Origin of the sequence: Pseudomonas siliginis (assembly GCF_024072275.1) — a bacterium.
Classification (GTDB): domain Bacteria; phylum Pseudomonadota; class Gammaproteobacteria; order Pseudomonadales; family Pseudomonadaceae; genus Aquipseudomonas; species Aquipseudomonas siliginis.
Genome location: NZ_CP099598.1, coordinates 3,285,301 through 3,302,604, shown reverse-complemented (window position 1 = coordinate 3,302,604; position 17,304 = coordinate 3,285,301). Strand labels below are relative to the sequence as shown.

General features: G+C 63.0%; 4 protein-coding genes. All 4 read left to right on the top strand.

Annotated elements, in window-relative coordinates:
* The first annotated feature begins 440 nt into the window (after positions 1-440).
* Entirely contained in the window at positions 441-1,847 is a 1,407-nt protein-coding gene (gene gspE, locus NF676_RS15145; protein WP_122704102.1) for a type II secretion system ATPase GspE, read from the top strand.
* Entirely contained in the window at positions 1,847-3,058 is a 1,212-nt protein-coding gene (gspF, locus tag NF676_RS15140; protein ID WP_252886313.1) for a type II secretion system inner membrane protein GspF, read from the top strand. The genes gspE and gspF overlap by 1 nt, the downstream gene beginning before the upstream one ends.
* A gap of 465 nt (positions 3,059-3,523) precedes the next feature.
* The gene (locus NF676_RS15135) at positions 3,524-4,627 is read left to right on the top strand and encodes a substrate-binding domain-containing protein (protein ID WP_095180160.1); all 1,104 of its coding nucleotides are present in this window, start codon (positions 3,524-3,526) and stop codon (positions 4,625-4,627) included.
* Between the two features lie 174 nt (positions 4,628-4,801).
* Positions 4,802-17,287, top strand: coding sequence for a filamentous hemagglutinin family protein (locus tag NF676_RS15130; protein WP_252886312.1), 12,486 nt, complete (start codon positions 4,802-4,804; stop codon positions 17,285-17,287).
* The last annotated feature ends 17 nt before the right edge of the window (positions 17,288-17,304 follow it).

Genomic DNA, 17,304 nt, shown 5'->3' with positions numbered 1-17,304 from the left:
CCCCGCTCGGCTGCGCAGCAGTCGTAAAACCGGTACACGCGATTTTCCTGGAGAAATCGGTTCTCAGGTTTTGGGTCTGCTTCGCAGCCCAACGGGGATAAATCCCCTCGCCACAAGGGATCTCATTGCCACAGAGGATCGCATTGTCACTGAGGATCCCATTGCCACGGTACCGATTGAAGGGAGCACCCGGTTTTGACTGAGATGATGACTGTGGTGAGGGGATTTATCCCCGCTCGGCTGCGCAGCAGTCGTAAAACCGGTACACGCGATGTGCTTGTAGAAACCGGTTCTCAAGGTTTGGGTCTGCTGCGCAGCCCAACGGGGATAAATCCCCTCGCCACAGAGGATCGCATTGCCACAGGGGATCTCATTGCCACTGAGGATCCCATTGCCACAGGGGATCTCATTGCCACGGTGGATTGTGGGGAGCATGGACGATGAGTGTATTGCCGTACGCCTGGGCCAAGGCGCAGCGGATTCTTTTGCGCGATGGCGTGTTGACGGTGTGCCCATCGACGCCCGGCTGGTCGATCAGCGAAGTGCGTCGGCAGTTCGGCGCGACGCAGGTCGAGCGGGTGCGCGATGACGAGCTCGACGGTTTGCTCGCCAGCGCTTACGCCGACACCGGCAGTGCGGCGGCGGTGGTGGGGGCTGCGGAAAACGAGGTCGATCTCGATCGGCTGATGCAGGACATGCCGGAGATCACCGACCTGCTCGACACCCAGGACGGCGCGCCGGTGATTCGCATGATCAACGCCTTGCTCACCCAGGCCGCGCGCGATGAAGCCAGCGACATTCATATCGAACCGTTCGAAACCCATTCGGTGGTGCGCTACCGCGTCGACGGCACTCTGCGCGACGTGGTCTCGCCGCGCAAGGCGTTGCACGGTGCGCTGGTGTCGCGGATCAAGATCATGGCTCAGCTCGATATCGCCGAAAAACGCTTGCCGCAGGACGGTCGCATTGCCTTGCGCGTAGCGGGGCGGCCGATCGATATTCGGGTGTCGACGGTGCCCACCGGCCACGGCGAGCGCGTGGTGATGCGCCTGCTCGACAAACAGGCCGGGCGCCTGCATCTGGAAACTTTGGGCATGGATGCGCAGGTGCTGGCCAAACTCGATCATTTGATCCGCCAGCCCCACGGCATCGTGCTGGTCACCGGGCCGACCGGCAGCGGCAAAACCACCAGCCTCTACGCGGCGCTGGCGCGGCTGGATGCGAGCACCAGCAACATCCTCACCGTGGAAGATCCGGTGGAATACGATTTGCCGGGGATCAGCCAGATTCAGGTCAACGCCAAGATCGACATGACCTTTGCCCTCGCGCTGCGGGCGATTCTGCGCCAGGACCCGGACATCATCATGATCGGCGAAATTCGCGATCTCGAGACTGCGCAAATCGCCGTGCAGGCCTCGCTCACCGGGCATTTGGTGCTGGCGACGCTGCACACCAACGACGCGGTGTCGGCGGTCAATCGCCTGATCGATATGGGTGTAGAGCCGTTCTTGCTCGCGTCATCCATGCTCGGCGTCCTCGCGCAACGCCTGGTGCGGCGCTTGTGCAATCAGTGCAAACAGGAAGACCCGGCGACGCCCGGCACCTGGCGTCCGGTCGGTTGCGCGGCGTGCAATCACACCGGTTACAGCGGCCGCACCGGCATCCACGAATTGTTCTGCATCGACGACGACATCCGCACGCTGATCTACCAAGGGGCAGGGGAGCAGGCTTTGCGCGCGGCGGCGTCGAAAGCGGGCATGTTCAGCCTGCGTGAGGACGGTGAGCGCTGGATTCGCAGCGGTGCCACCGCGCCGGAAGAAATCCTTCGTGTGACACGGGACGCCTGATGAATCGCTATCGCTTTGAAGCGGCGGATGCCACCGGGAAAATCGAGTCCGGGCACCTTGAGGCCGACAGCCAGAGCGCGGCGTTCAGTGCCTTGCGCGGGCGTGGCCTGACGGCGCTTTCGGTGCACGAGGAAAGCAACGTCGCCCGACACGGCGGCGGCGGTTTGTTCAGCGCCAGACTCTCCGACAACGACCTCGACTGGGCCACCCGGCAACTGGCGAGCCTGCTCGGCGCCAGTCTGCCATTGGAAGCAGCACTGAGCGCCACGGTCGAGCAGGCCGAGAAAAAGCACATCGCCCAGACCCTCAGCGCCGTGCGCGCCGATGTGCGCAGCGGCATGCGTCTGGCGGAATCGCTGGCGTCGCGGCCACGGGATTTTCCCGAGATTTACCGCGCGCTGATTGCCGCTGGCGAAGAGTCCGGCGATCTGGCCCAGGTGATGGAGCGGCTGGCCGATTACATCGAGGAACGCAACAACCTGCGCGGCAAGATTCTCACCGCGTTCATCTATCCCGGCGTGGTCGGGCTGGTGTCGATCGGCATTGTGATTTTCCTGCTCAGCTACGTGGTGCCGCAGGTGGTCAGCGCGTTTTCTCAGGCGCGGCAGGATTTGCCGGAGCTGACGCTGGCGATGCTCACCGCCAGTGATTTCATTCGCGCGTGGGGCTGGTTGTGTGCGGCGCTGATGGCCGGGGCGTTCTGGAGCTGGCGGCTGTATTTGCGCAATCCGGCGGCGCGTTTGAGCTGGCATCACCGGGTGCTGAAGTTGCCGCTGTTCGGGCGTTTCATTCTCGGCCTGAACACCGCGCGCTTCGCCTCCACCTTGGCAATTCTCGGCGGCGCCGGCGTGCCGTTGTTGCGTGCGCTGGAAGCAGCGCGGCAGACCTTGTCCAACGACCGCTTGAGCCTGAGCGTCAGCGAGGCCACGGCGAAAGTGCGCGAAGGCGTCAACCTCGCCGCCGCGCTGCGGGTGGAGAATGTGTTTCCGCCGGTGCTGATTCACCTGATCGCCAGCGGCGAGAAAACCGGCTCGCTGCCACCGATGCTCGAGCGCGCGGCGCAGACGCTTTCCCGGGACATTGAACGACGGGCGATGGGCATGACCGCGTTGCTCGAGCCGCTGATGATTGTGGTGATGGGCGGGGTGGTTCTGGTGATTGTGATGGCGGTGTTGTTGCCGATTATTGAGATCAATCAGTTGGTGCAGTAGCCAAATTTGATGTTGGCCGGGCTGGCCTCTTCGCTGGCAAGCCAGCTCCCACAGGTTTTTGTGTTGTACCCCAGATTGCATTAACAACACTGCACCCCTGTGGGAGCTGGCTTGCCAGCGATTGGGCCATTCCAGCCAACAAATTTCCCAAATAACTTTCACCGGTCTGCCTACCCCCCGAGCCCCAATCCGCCCATCCTCGGGTTCTCCATTCTGTCATCTGCAACCACCCGCCAACGGCTCCAGCCCGATTCAGCCAAACCCCCGATCCAGACGCGCCGCAACCCACCGCAAACACCCGAGAAATCCGCACCAAAATCCCCGCGCAGCTCCCGAGGTTTTTTCCTTTATCTGTCACCGGAAGCTGCGAATTTCTCCCTGCGGCTCCACTGCGGTGGACCCTCCCGGTGTCATGCAAGCCTTCCGAAACCTGTGTTCCAAACCAAGTTGAAAAGGAGATTCTTCATGTTCAAGCGCACTCTGATCGCCGCCTCACTGACCGTCGCCGCTCTGGCTTCCGCCCAGGCCATGGCCGTAACCGGTGGTGGCGCCTCGCTGCCTGCCGCGCTGTACAAAGGTTCTGCCAACAGCATCCTGCCAGCCAACTTCAGCTACGCCGTGACCGGTAGCGGCGTCGGCAAAAGCGCTTTCCTGACCAACAACGCTGCCCAGTTCAGCACCACCGGCACCGTGCACTTCGCCGCTAGCGACTCGATCCTCAGCGCTTCGGAACTCAGCACCTACACCACCAACTTCGGTGCTTCGTACGGCCCGCTGATCCAGCTGCCATCGGTGGCCACTTCGGTTGCCATTCCGTACAAAAAATCCGGTCAGACCGCGCTCAACCTGACCAGCGCTCAACTGTGCGATGCGCTGTCGGGCACCGCCACCACTTGGGGCGCTCTGCTGGGTAACGCCGACAGCACGCCGATCCGTGTGGTTTACCGCAGCGTGTCCAGTGGCACCACTGAAATCCTCAGTCGCCACCTGAACGCCGTTTGCCCAGGCAAATTCGCCGTCAACTCCACCTTCACCAACGCTCGTCTGCCGGCCGGTTCCGCGCTGCCATCGACTTGGGTCGGCGTAGCCAACACCGCTGATGTGGCCACTGCGGTGAACGCCGTGGACGGTTCGATCGGCTATGTGGGTCCGGATGGCGTGAACGCCACCAGCAACGCTGTGGTTGCCCGCGTCAATGGCGTCCAGCCAACCAACGCTAACGTGACGCTGGCGCTGAGCACTGCACCTGTGCCAAGCGCACCTGCCAACCCGGCTGGCTGGGCCCCGGTCGTGCCTAACCCGGCAAGCGGTTACCCGATTGTGGCTTACACCAACTTCATCTTCGGCCAGTGCTACAAAGATGCAGCCGTGGCCACCGCCGTGCGCAACTTCCTGACCACCCACTACAGCAACCCGGGCAACAACGTCGCCACCGTCGCCCACAGCTTCACGCCGGTTCCCAACAACTGGAAAACCGCTGTGACCGCCAACTTCATCACCAACACCTCGGGCAATAACCTGGACATCAACAACGCCAACGCCTGCAACGGCATTGGTCGTCCTTTGTAAGCCTTGTCTCAACTGCAATGAAACGGCAGCAGCCTTCGGGCTGCTGTTTTTTTTTGCCGATTTACTCCTCGAACATGAAGTTTGTGTGACATCCGTTCGGTCGTGAGGCTCGCCAACTGCCTATGTCGTAACAGCAGGGCTGATCCGACCTGCCACCCAAAAGGACCTGTAGTGATGCTTGCTCGCACCTCCCGTCACAGTAACCGTATCCGGCCGATCAAACGTGGCGCGGGCGATCCCGCACAGTGGCTGCTCAAGCCATTGGCGCAAGCTGTCGCCTTGTGTCTGGTGGCGGGCAGTGCCGAGGCGGCGACAGCGTTCAGTTCCACCTGGTTTGCCGCGAAGGGCGCGGCGCAGCAGGCTTCGGCGTCGCGTCCGAGTGGGAGCGGTCTGCCGGGGATGACCCCACCGCTGGCACAGCAGCAACGGGCCAGCCAGCAGTTGCAGCGCTCTTTGCAGACACTCAATAACACCGTTGCAGCGATTGCCGCTCAGCAGGCCGCACAAGCCGCTGGACGTGCCGCCGCATTGGGCAGTGTGCAAGTGGTTCCGGACGGATTGGGCGAGGGCGGCCTGAAGGTCGATAACAGCCTGAGCCAGGGCTGGATGAACGCCAAAGGCCCGCAACAAACCCAGGCCGACGGCAAGACCACGGTGAAGATCGAGCAGACCGCCGACAAGGCGATTCTCAATTGGGAAACGTTCGACGTCGGCCGCAATACCACAGTGGAATTTGCCCAGCAGGCCAACTGGGCGGTGCTCAATCGCGTCAACGATCCGAGCGCACGGGCCAGCCAGATCCAGGGGCAGATCAAAGCGGACGGCACGGTGATGCTGATCAACCGCAACGGCATCGTCTTCAGCGGTGGCAGCCAGGTCAATGTGCGAAATCTGGTAGCGGCAGCCGCGAACATGACCGATGCACAATTTCGCGATCGGGGTCTGTATTTCGACAGCACCGGCAGTCAGCCGACCTTTACCGACGCTGCTGGCAAAGTCCTGGTGGAGCGTGGCGCAGCCATACAAACGCATCAACCTGCGCTCTCCACCGACGCCGGCGGCTATACCTTGCTGCTCGGCCAGGACGTGCAGAACGACGGCTCGATCAGTACGGCCAAAGGTCAGACGGTGCTGGGTGCGGGGGACCGTTTCTATATCCGCAAGGGCTCGGGCACCGACGGCAATGGTTATTCAACCACCTTCGGCAGTGAGGTCATTCCCGGTTTCAAGGCTGACAGCTCGGGCAAAGTCAGCAACACCGGCCTGATCCAGGCATCCACCGGCGACATCACCCTGACCGGCCGCGATGTTGTGCAAAACGGTGTGCTGCTGGCGAGCACTTCGGTGGCGACGCGCGGCACCGTGCATTTGCTCAATCCGGCCAGCGATGCCCAAGGCCGTGTGACCCTGGGCGAAAATGGCGTCAGTGCGATTCTGCTCGACAGCAGTGATCTCACGGCCCTGGACAGCCAGCGCGAGGCGGCGCTGACCGGCGTCAACGCCAACAACCGGATCCGCAGCGATCAGTCACGCATCGACATCGGCAGCGGCGGCACCGTCGAATTCAAAAGCGGCTCGATCACCCTTGCCACCGGTGGGCAGGTGGCAGTTGCCGCCGGACAGCGCAGTCTATTGCGCGAGGGGGCGGTGATCGACGTGTCCGGCGCCCTCGGCGTCAAAGTGGCGATGGCAAACAACAACATCAAGATCAACGTCCAGGGCAACGAGCAGCGTGATGCGCCGGTCAATCGCGAGAACGGCGCGCTCAACAGTAACGACATCTGGGTCGATGTCCGTGAGCTGGTATTCGTGCCGGCGGGCACCAACGGTTACGCCACCGACCGCTGGTACACCGCCGGTGGGTTGTTGGAGGTCGGCGGATACCTCGGCACTCAGGGCCATGGCGTTGGTGAATGGATGGCGCAGGGCGGTGAGGTGCGGTTTTCCGGAAAGGACGTGATCAGCGAAAAAGGTTCGCTGATCAATGTGTCCGGCGGCACGCTTGATGTGCAGGGCGGCGAGATTCGCCAGAGCTGGCTGCGCGGTGCGGACGGGCGGTTATACGAAGTGTCGCGTGCGCCGGGCGATATTCTCTACAACGGTCTTTACAAAGGTTACGAAAGTCACAGCGAGCGCTGGGGCCAGACGGATTATTTCTATAGCCCGCTGATCGCGCCGACGCGTCGCCAGGAGGCGGGGTACACCGTTGGCCGGGATGCCGGCCAGTTGGTGATCGCCACGGGCAACGCCGTGCTGGATGGCCAGCTGTTGGGTGAGGTGTTTCAGGGCGAACGGCAAATCCAGGCACCGCGGGCAGGTCTGGACGGCTATGCCCAGACCCAGACCGCCCGGGCGCGGCGAGGGCAGTTGGTGGTTGGCAGTTACGATGCTGCTTATGTCGCTGCCAGTGCCGGCCTGCTCTATCAACTCGACCCGTTGCTCGATCAGGTGCAAGTGGGGGGCGCGCATGCCAGCGTAGCGAACGCAGGGCTGACCGATGCGGTCGCGGCAGAACGCGCAGGCAAACTGTTCCTCGATGCCGGGCTGCTCAATGGTTTCGCGCTGGGCGCGCTGAAGATTTCGGCGAAAAACACGATTGAAGTCAATGAAGGCGTGACGGTGGATCACGGTGGCAACATCACCCTGTTCAGCCCTGACGTGCAGGTCAATGCCGATCTGATTGCGCAAGGCGGCAGCCTGCAATTGGGCAACGTTTTGAACCAGCTCGCCACCGATCGGCGTGATGACACCAGTCTCCAGGTTTCAGCAGGCAAGCAAGCGCGAGTGACGGTTGCGCAGGGTGTGCAGCTGCAGACACGCGGTCTGTGGCGCAACCTGTCGAGTAACCCGGACGACGCGGGCGGCCTGGCGTACCTCAATGGCGGGACGGTGTCGATCCGCAGTACCGGCGACATTCTGCTGGCCAGTGGCAGTCTGGTCGATGTTTCGTCGGGCGGTGCGGTATTGGCCAACGGCAAGACGCGTGGCGGCAAGGGTGGCGACGTGACGCTTGAATCCAGCGCCAACAGTGCGCCAGGCCAGTCGCGCATGGTGCTCGATGGCGAGGTGCAGGGCTATGGCGTGAACGGCGGCGGCACCTTGACCGTGCAGGCCAGCAAGGTGCGGATCGGCGCTTCCGGCGAAGTGTCCGAAGAACAGACCCTGCGCCTGACGCCGGAGCTGTTCCGCACGGGGTTCAGCGCCTACAACATCATCGGTCTGAAGGGGCTGGAGGTCGCCGCGCAAAGCGCGATCGATGTGCAGATGCCGGTCTATCGATTTGGCGAATCCGCCTCGACCATTGTGTCCGGTATGTCGCCGCGCGCTGCGCTGGAGCTATGGACGCCCGCGTTATTTCAGGAAGACCCGCTCAAGGGCGTCTTGACGCAAAGGGCCGGCGCTTCTGTCGCATTGCAGGCGGGCGCGACGCTTGCTGGCTTGATTGATCCCGCCAACAGTCCGTTGTCGATTGGCGAAGGCTCACGGATCAGTGTCGATCCCGGCCAGCGCATCGGTTTGCGCGGGGCAGGCCAGATCACGCTTGATGGTGAACTCAACGCCTGGGGCGGTATTGTCGATATCCGTCAACAGCAGTTCGGCGCGATTGATGTGGCGACGTCCTTGCAAGAGGCCGATCCGACCCCGCACAACCGTTCGATCTGGATCGGTGAACATGCCTTGATCGATGTCGCCGGTCGGGCAGCGACCGCTGTCGATGCGCTGGGCCGCGTCTACGGCCAAGTTGGCAAGGGTGGCTCGATCATTGTCGGTGGCGAGATTGATGTGAAGAAAATCACGGCGACCGCTGCCGATGCTTACGTCATCATCCGCCAAGGTGCGCGACTGGAAGCGTCCGGTGCGCAAGCCGTGCTCGATAGCGGTGGGCAAGGCCCCGCTCGTGTGGCCACCGATGGCGGACGGATCACCCTGAGTTCCTACAATGGTCTGTTCATCGAGGGCAGTCTGCAGGCCAATGCTGGCGGTGCAGGTGCGGCGGGCGGGCGTCTGGAGATCGCTCTGGATACACCGGCGTACGGTCCCGCGAACTTGAGCAATGCGGTGCGCGTGCCACGTGAAATGATCATTGCCCAAGGGCCAGCGCCGGCACTGCCGCAGCCGCTGCGAGCGGGTGAGGCTTCGCCACTTTTACGCTACGGGCGTGCACGCTTGAGTGCCGATCAACTGATGAGCGGTGGCTTCGGCAGCGTGAGTCTGCTGAGCAACGGTCTGATGACGTTCGACGGCGATGTCGACCTGCATATGGGGCAGGGCCTGAGCCTGTTCGCCGGTTCTCTTTCATTGGCCGAGTCGGCGAGTGACAGCGCCCGGGTCAACCTCAGCGCACCTTACCTGCGCCTGTCAGGGCTGGGCACCTATTTGAGCTCGGAAGTCAAAGTGCGTCCGCGGGTGATGAGCAATCCGACAGCGCAGTTGTCCGGCGCGCAATTCACCGCCAGCGCGAACCTGCTGGACGTGGGCAACTCGCTTTCATTCGGCACCGAAGGGACTCTCGTGCAATCGGCCGCACCGGCGCTGACGGTCAGCCGCCGTGGCTTTGGTCTGGTCACGCTCGACAGCCAGGGCGACCTGCGCTTCCTCGCGCCAACCGATGAACAGCAGCGCAGCCGTCTGTGGACTGCGGGTGACATGCACATGCGGGCTGCGCAGATCTACCCGGCCAGTGGCGTCTCGGCTGAGGTGCGAGTGGGCTATCAAAGTATGGCCGGATCGGTGCCGGAGCATACGTTGCGTATCGGCAATCACGGGGCGGCGCCGACCGCTTTGCCTTACTCGGTGTTCGGCAGCCTGACACTCAGTGCGGGACAGATCGAGCAGGGCGGCGTCATTCGTGCGCCTTTGGGGCTGATATCCCTGGGTGATGACGTCATTGTCAAAACCCGTGAACTTCAACTTCTGCCGGGCAGCGTGACTTCAGTCAGCGCCGCCGGACTGGTCATGCCCTATGGAGGAACCACCGACGGTATCGACTATCGGTACAACGGTAAGTCGGTGATGTTGAATGGCATTGCCGGAGCGACCTCCGGGGTCATCCTTGATGCGCAATACACCAATGTGCAGGCCGGGGCGGTGATCGATCTTTCGGGCGGCGGCGATTTGCGCGGTGCCGGTTTTGTCTCCGGACGAGGTGGCTCCACCGATGCGCGTTTCAATCCGCTGGTACGCAATGCCACCGATGGCACCTTCAGTTTGCCGGGACTGGCCAGCAACCCCGTGTATGCAATCGTGGCCGGTGACCAGAGCCGCTATGCGCCGATGCTGGCCGAGGCCGGCGCGGTCGACCCGCGTATCGGCCAGCAGATCACCCTCGGGACCGGCGTTGCCGGACTGGCACCCGGCACCTACACCTTGTTGCCATCGACCTTTGCCTTGTTACCGGGCGCCTTGCGGGTCGAAATCAATGGTCAAGCGATTGCGGGGCCGATGGACAGTGCGTTGAAGTTGCGCAATGGCTCGTGGACCACGGCCGGACAGCTGTCGATTGCCAACACCGGTATCCGCGACAGTTTGCCCAGCCAGGTCATCGTGACGTCTGCCGATGTGCTGCGGCGCTATTCACAGTACAACGAAACCGGGTTCAGCCAATTTGTGCTCAACGATGCTGCCCGCCGCGGTCTGCCGCGCGCCCGCACACCGCTGGACGGCAACACGCTGCACCTGCGCATGGTCAGTGGCGGCGAGCACGACTCAGCCCTGGATTTCAACGGGCAGGTGCTGTTCAAACCTGCCAGCGGCGGAGTCATTGGTACGGCGGTCGTTCAGGGCGGTTATACCGGCGCAGAGTTTGAAATTCTCGGTGCCGGGCATACGCGAACGCCAGGGTTCGACGGTGTATCGCTGTACGCCGACACCCTCAACCGCTTGAATGCCGGACGCTTGACCATCGGTGGCACCCCAACCGTGTATTACGGTTCGGAGGGCGGCTCGATCAAGGTGATCGGCAATACCTCGGCGATTCGTCTGCGCGAAGGCGCGATCCTCTCGGCGCCAGAGGTTGTGCTGAGCAGTAACAGCGCCAATGGCGGCATCACCATCGATGCGGGAGCGGGGGTCAATACCTTGGGGCGAGGTAACGTCCCGTATGATGCCGCAGCCGGTTTCGTCTACGAACCGGGGCGTTCCAGCCTGCTGGTGGTGTCCAACGGCTGGACGCCGGTGCTTGCGCCCTCCGATGGCGGGGGCGGGAGCATTCGTATCGGCAACTGTCCGACGGCCGATTGCACCGCTGCGGCGTTGCTGTACTCCAACGGCAGCATCATCGCCGCCACTGACAAAGACTTCGAACTGGGCGAAAGCGTGCGCTTTGGCACTCGCCAACTCGGGCTTTCGGTCGGTGTGGTCAATACCGGCAGTCCGCAAGCACTGGCCGCAGCCAGCGGCCGCACACCCGCGGGCCTGACGCTTAACCAGAACGTGCTGGATCGCCTGTTGCAGGGCGACACGCAATCTGGCGCCCCCGCGCTGGAAACCCTGAGTCTGGTGGCCCGCGATGCGTTCAACTTTTTCGGCAGCGTGACCCTCGACACCATTGATCCGCAGACCGGCCAGAGCCGTTTGCAGAATCTGGTGTTGGGTAGCCCGGCTATCTACGGCTCGGGCGCTGCCACCGATGTCGCGACGATCCGCACCCGCAATCTGATCTGGAACGGGGCGACTCAGGCCCCGGGTACGGTGGTCAACGACGGCGCCGGCAACGGGCACGGCACGCTGGATATTCAGGCGCAGCGGATCGAATTGGGTTATGGCCCGAACCCGCAGCCCAATGGCCTGGATCGCAATAACCGACTGGCCCTGGGATTTGCCAACGTCAACTTCAACGCCAGCGAGCGCATCACCGCCAACCACAAGGGCAGTCTGGCGGTGTACGAATCCCAAGGAGCTTATGACGCGGTCAAGGGGTTCAGCTACAGCGGCGGCAATCTCAATCTGCGCACGCCATTGCTGACCGGCGAGGCCGCCTCGGTCAGTGAACTCAAGGCGGGCAACAACCTGACTCTGAGTGGTAGCGCCACAACGGCTGCCGCGGATGCCCTCGGTGCGCAACTGAGCCTGACGGCACGCAGTGTTGTGCTCGACAGTCGCATCGTCCTCGCCAGCGGCAAGCTGCTGGTCAATGCCGAGGATGATCTGCTGCTTGGCAGCGGCGCGCAGGTGGACATGGCGGGCCGGGTTCTGCCGTTCAATGATGTGCAGAAATACAGCTGGGGCGGCGACGTGTCGTTGCAGAGCAACAACGGCAATATTCGTCAGTTGGCGGGCTCGCGAATCGATCTGTCCGCCGTCAACAATCAGGCCGGGCAATTGAACGTTGTGGCCCTGGCCACTGACGCTGGACAGGTTGATCTGCAAGGGCAGATTGTCGGCAGCAGCAGTGGCTATTACGACGCGGGCGGTACGTGGGTGCCGTACAAGGCCGGTGGCGTGGACATTCGCGCCCAGCGCCTGGCGGGTGATTTGAGCGAGGCCTTTGCCAGCCTTAACCTGCGCTTGAATGCCGGCGGGGTAGTGGGCAGTCGAAGCTTCCAGTTCAAGCAGGGCAATCTGCGTATCGGTAACGAACTCAAAGCGGGCCAAGTCAATGTCTCGGTGGACAACGGCAACCTGACCGTGGACGGGGTGATCGATGCCAGTGGTGAACGGGTCGGCAGCATTCGCCTTGCCGGCAAAAACGGTTTGAACCTGACGGGCAACGCGCTGCTCGATGCCCATGGCCGCGTACTGCGCGTCGACAGCTACGGCAAAATCATCGACGCACCGAACCGCGCCATGGTTGAACTCAATTCAGGTGACGGCGTGCTGACGCTGGCCGCTGGTGCACGGATTGATCTGCGTCACGGCACCGATGCAGTGCCTGGAAACCAGGCGGGACAACGCGATGACGTGTTGCGTGGGACGCTGGAGCTGAATGCACCGCGCCTGGGCGGCGGTGACATTGCGGTGGATGCCAGCGGTACGTTGAGTATTCAAGGTGCCCGCTCCATCGGGCTGAATGCCGTGCGAAGTTACAGTGATGCTGCCGATGGCACCGATCCGGCGGCCAGCGGTCGCCCGTATCAAGTGATCGATCAAGCCTACCTGGATCGCATTCACTCAGACAGCAGCGGCTTTATCGATGCGGCGCTGGGTAACAGTGATCTGCTTCAACGCAAACTGGCCGGCCTCAACAATGCGACCTATGCCGATGCGTTTCATCTGCGCCCGGGGGTGGAAATCGTCAGCAAAACCGCTGACGGCGATCTGGTGGTGCAGGGCGATCTCGACTTGTCCGGCTACCGTTACGCCAGCCTCAACCCGCACACTCGCCGGACCTCGGTGTATGGCAGCGGAGAAGCGGGCAGCCTGTTGATCCGTGCCGGTGGCAACCTCGATATCTACGGCAGCATCAACGACGGTTTCGCACCGCCGCCGGAAACCGTGGACGACGCCGGCTGGAAACTGTTGCCGGGGATACAGCCTTTCGGCGGTGACCTGATCGTACCGGGCAGTGGTGTCAGCCTTGCCGAAGGGACGCTCTTTCCGGTTGGTGCCACCTTGAATTACGACCTGCCGATTCAAGCCGCCACACTGGCCGCGGGCACGGTGTTGCCGGTTCAGAGCACTTTGGCCGCACCTTACGTGTTACAGGGTGGAACGGTGCTGGCCGGCGATGTGCATGACGCGGCGGGTAACCTGATGTATGCCGCCGGTACGCTGCTCGACAACGCTGTGACCCTGCCGACCGGCAGTCGTTTGGGTGCAGGTATTCGCTTGAACAACGCCACCGCACTGCAGGCCCTGCTCTGGCCCAAAGGCGTGCCGCTGCCGGGTGCGGTTGATGCCGACAATAAAACGGTGGGTGTTGTGTTGAACGGAACGTTGGCGCTGTTGCGGGGTTCGCTGATCCCCTCCATGACCAACGTGAAGCTCGCCGATGGCACGGTATTCCTCGACCTGCGTCCTGCCAATGGAAACCAGCAAGGTCGAAACTGGGCGATCGCCAGCATGCTGCCGGCGGGCAGTGCGTCGTGGTCGATGCGCATGGTGGCAGGGGCCGATCTGACCGCGGCCGACAGCCGTAGCGTGAAACCTCAGGCCAGCGTTGGCAACTTGCAGATGGCCGACACTCACTATGGTGTGAGCATGATCGAGGTGGCCGGCAAACTGGTCTGGGCGGTGGATAACGAGTATGGCTTTACACCGTACGAACCGGTTCCCGAGGAATACCTTGTGCTCTGTGATATCGCTCCCGGTTCTTGCGCGCCCATGGCGCGCAGTGTGTGGGCGCCTGGCAACTGGATGGGCATGCCGGATTACACACCGATGAACGATGACGAATTGTTCTGGTGCTCCATCGACCCGGCACTGTGCATTGAAAACAATCCGAGCAAGAGCGCCAAGGCCCACACGCAGATGTTCAGCGTTTTGCGTACTGGCACCGGCGACCTGGATTTGATGGCGGCCGGTAACCTGAGCATGGCCTCACCTTTCGGCGTCTACACCGCCGGCACCCAATCGGCAGACGTCGACGCGCGTTATAACCAGCCCCGCGGAAGGCTGTCGGCTGATGGCTCGGTATTGGGCAGCGCTGGCAGCGATTACGAAAAATGGGTCGATGGCGGCAGTGCCAGCCTCTATCAGGCCTGGTATCCGCAGATGGGCGGTAACCTGACGATCAATGCCGGCGGGTCTGTGTCGGGTGACGTGCTTGGCCGTCGCTCGGTCGCCACGGGCGACGGTACGCGGGAGCAGGTGCCGAGTGTGGCGGTGGGCAATTGGCTCTGGCGCCAAGGTACCGGCAACAACGATGTACCGACTGCCTGGTGGATCAATTTCGGCAGCTACGCTGCGCAGCCATTGCCAGCGCTGGGCGAGGAAACCAGACCTTATCTGGTGGGCTTTACCGGGTTCGGTACGCTGGGCGGCGGCAACATCAGTCTGAGCGCCGGCGGGGATGCAGGCATGCTCAAGGCCATGGGCGACGACAGGTATGCGTCGTACCCTCGCAGTCAGGGGTTGATCGTGGCTGTCGGCAGTACGGGCCGCGTGGACAGTGACGGGAACCTGCAACTGACCGGTGGCGGAGACCTGGATATTCGTCTGGGCGGTGTCCTTAATCCGTCTCTGCAGGCACGTGCCGGCCTGGCGGGTACCGGCACGCCGACGCACGACTTGCAGGGCGCGCTCATCAACCTGCGCGGTGCGGCGCAACTGACGGGCGCCGCGTTGGGCGGTATCAATCTGCAGTACGGCGCCTCGGCGCTGTTTCATGACCCACGGGAAACGCGCGCCTTCGACCCGTTCAACTCGACGGCCAGTAATGCCAGTGGTGGGCTGGTGCTGATTCCCGGTGACTCCGGCATGCGCCTCAACACCCGCGGCGATCTGGTGTTGGGTGGCGCCGCCGATCCGGGCCGCGTGAGGTTGCAGAACTCCACACCGTTTACCACGGCGGATGGCATTTACCATGCCGGTGGCGGTTTGAGTGGTTTCTCGCTGTGGACCGATCACACGGCCATCGATTTGTTCTCGGCCGGCGGCAACCTGACGCCCAGCACCCAGTTGATGGAAACCACCGGGCAGGACCCCGTCGCCGGGCTTAACGGGTCACCGACCGATGACCGCTTCGTCTTTCCTTCGATATTGCGTGCCGTGGCCGGCCAGGGCTCGATTTATGCGGGACCATCAGCGGCCTACGGCATAGGCAACCCGGCGCCGGCTCTGGCCTGGTCATTGCTGTTGGCACCTTCCAGCGCGGGGCAGCTTGAACTGATCGCTGGGGATTCGATCTATGCCGGCGGCTACGCCATCAACCAGTCAGGGGCCAGCCCGGCGGCGCTCGCCACACCGTTTGCACCCGCGTTCAATGGCTACGGCAACAACCAGTCCGCTCGGCCGATCACGACCAACGCCGGCAGCGATGGTGTGCTGGCGCAAACCAATTCGCGCTATCCACTGTTTGCCTTTGGTCCCGATAGCTACTCGGGGTTGAGCAGTGTTCAGGGGCCGGCGCGCTTCTATGCACTGACCGGTGACCTGGTAGGAATTCGCACGGGCGAAACGCTGGCGTTCGCGACCACGAAGCGCACCTGGTATGAATCGGCAGGCCCGGTGTGGATGGTGGCGGGGCGTGACATCGTGGCGTCCGGTACCAATTTGGGGCAACCCACGTTTGCGCCCGTTGGGGGCATGGGTCGCAATAACGAACAGATCGCGTCTACCGGCAATCTGTTCGTGCACAACGATGCGCGCGACATTTCGCGGGTTTCGGCCGGGCGAGACATTCTCTACAGCAGCTTCGACATTGCCGGCCCGGGTGTTCTGGACGTCAATGCCGGGCGCAATATCCTGATGGAAGATCGCGCCAGCATCACCAGCCTCGGTCCTGTCGTGGCAGGCGATCAGCGCCCCGGTGCGAGCATCGTGATGCAAGCGGGTGCGGGTGCGCAGGGGCCGGATTACTCACGGTTAATTGCGCGTTATCTGAACCCGCAAAACGTCGCGGATTCAGCGGTGGCCCTCAGCGCGCAGCCGGGCAAAGTGGTCAAGACCTACGTCGAAGAACTGCAGAGTTGGCTGAGCCTGGGTTATGGCTTCATGGGTGGCGACGAACAGGCGCAAGCGTTCTTCGCCGCACTGCCGAGTACCGAACAGGCGATCTTCGCCCGCCAGGTGTACTTCGCCGAATTGCGTGCCGGTGGCCTGGAATACACCGATGCCAGTGGTCCGCGCACAGGCAGTTACCTGCGCGGTCGCAACGCCATTGCGGCACTGTTCCCGACCACTGATGTCGCCGGCAATCCGATCCGCTACGACGGCGATATCACGATGTACGGCGGCGCCGGGGTCAAGACGCTGTTTGGCGGCGATATCCAGATGCTCACGCCGGGCGGTGGTCAGGTGTTCGGCATCGAAGGCGCGGCGCCGCCGTCGACGGCGGGGATCATCACCCAGGGCTCGGGCGATATTCAGTTGTACTCCCAAGGCAGCATTCTGCTCGGCCAGAGCCGGATCATGACCACGTTCGGCGGCTCGATTCTCGGCTGGTCCGCCGAGGGCGACATCAACGCCGGTCGCGGCTCGAAAACCACCGTGGTCTACACGCCGCCAAAACGTGTCTACGACACCTGGGGCAACGTCACGCTGTCGCCGTCGGTGCCGAGCACCGGCGCCGGTATCGCCACGCTCAACCCGATCGCCGAAGTGGCGCCGGGCAACATCGACCTGATCGCGCCACTGGGCACCATCGATGCCGGCGAGGCGGGGATTCGCGTGTCAGGCAACGTCAACATCGCCGCGCTGACGGTGGTCAACGCCGCGAACATTTCGGTGCAGGGCAAGGCAACCGGCGTGCCGGTGGTGTCGGCGGTGAATACCGGCGCGATCACCTCGGCCAGTTCGGCGGCATCCTCCGCTACGCAAGCGGCGGAAGACGTCGCCCGGCAGCAACAGGCAGCGGCGCGGCAGAACCAGGCCTCGGTGTTCACTGTGCAGGTGCTCAGTTTCGGCAACGAGCAACTGGCACCAACGCGCGATGGTGCCAGTCGCGCGCCGGCGACCGGTTATAACCCGGACAGCCCGGTGCAGGTGCTGGGCGCCGGGGCGCTGGATGAACAGGCGAAACAGCAGCTGACCGAGGAGGAGCGTGGGCAGCTGACGTTGTAAAAGACTCTCGTGCAGTA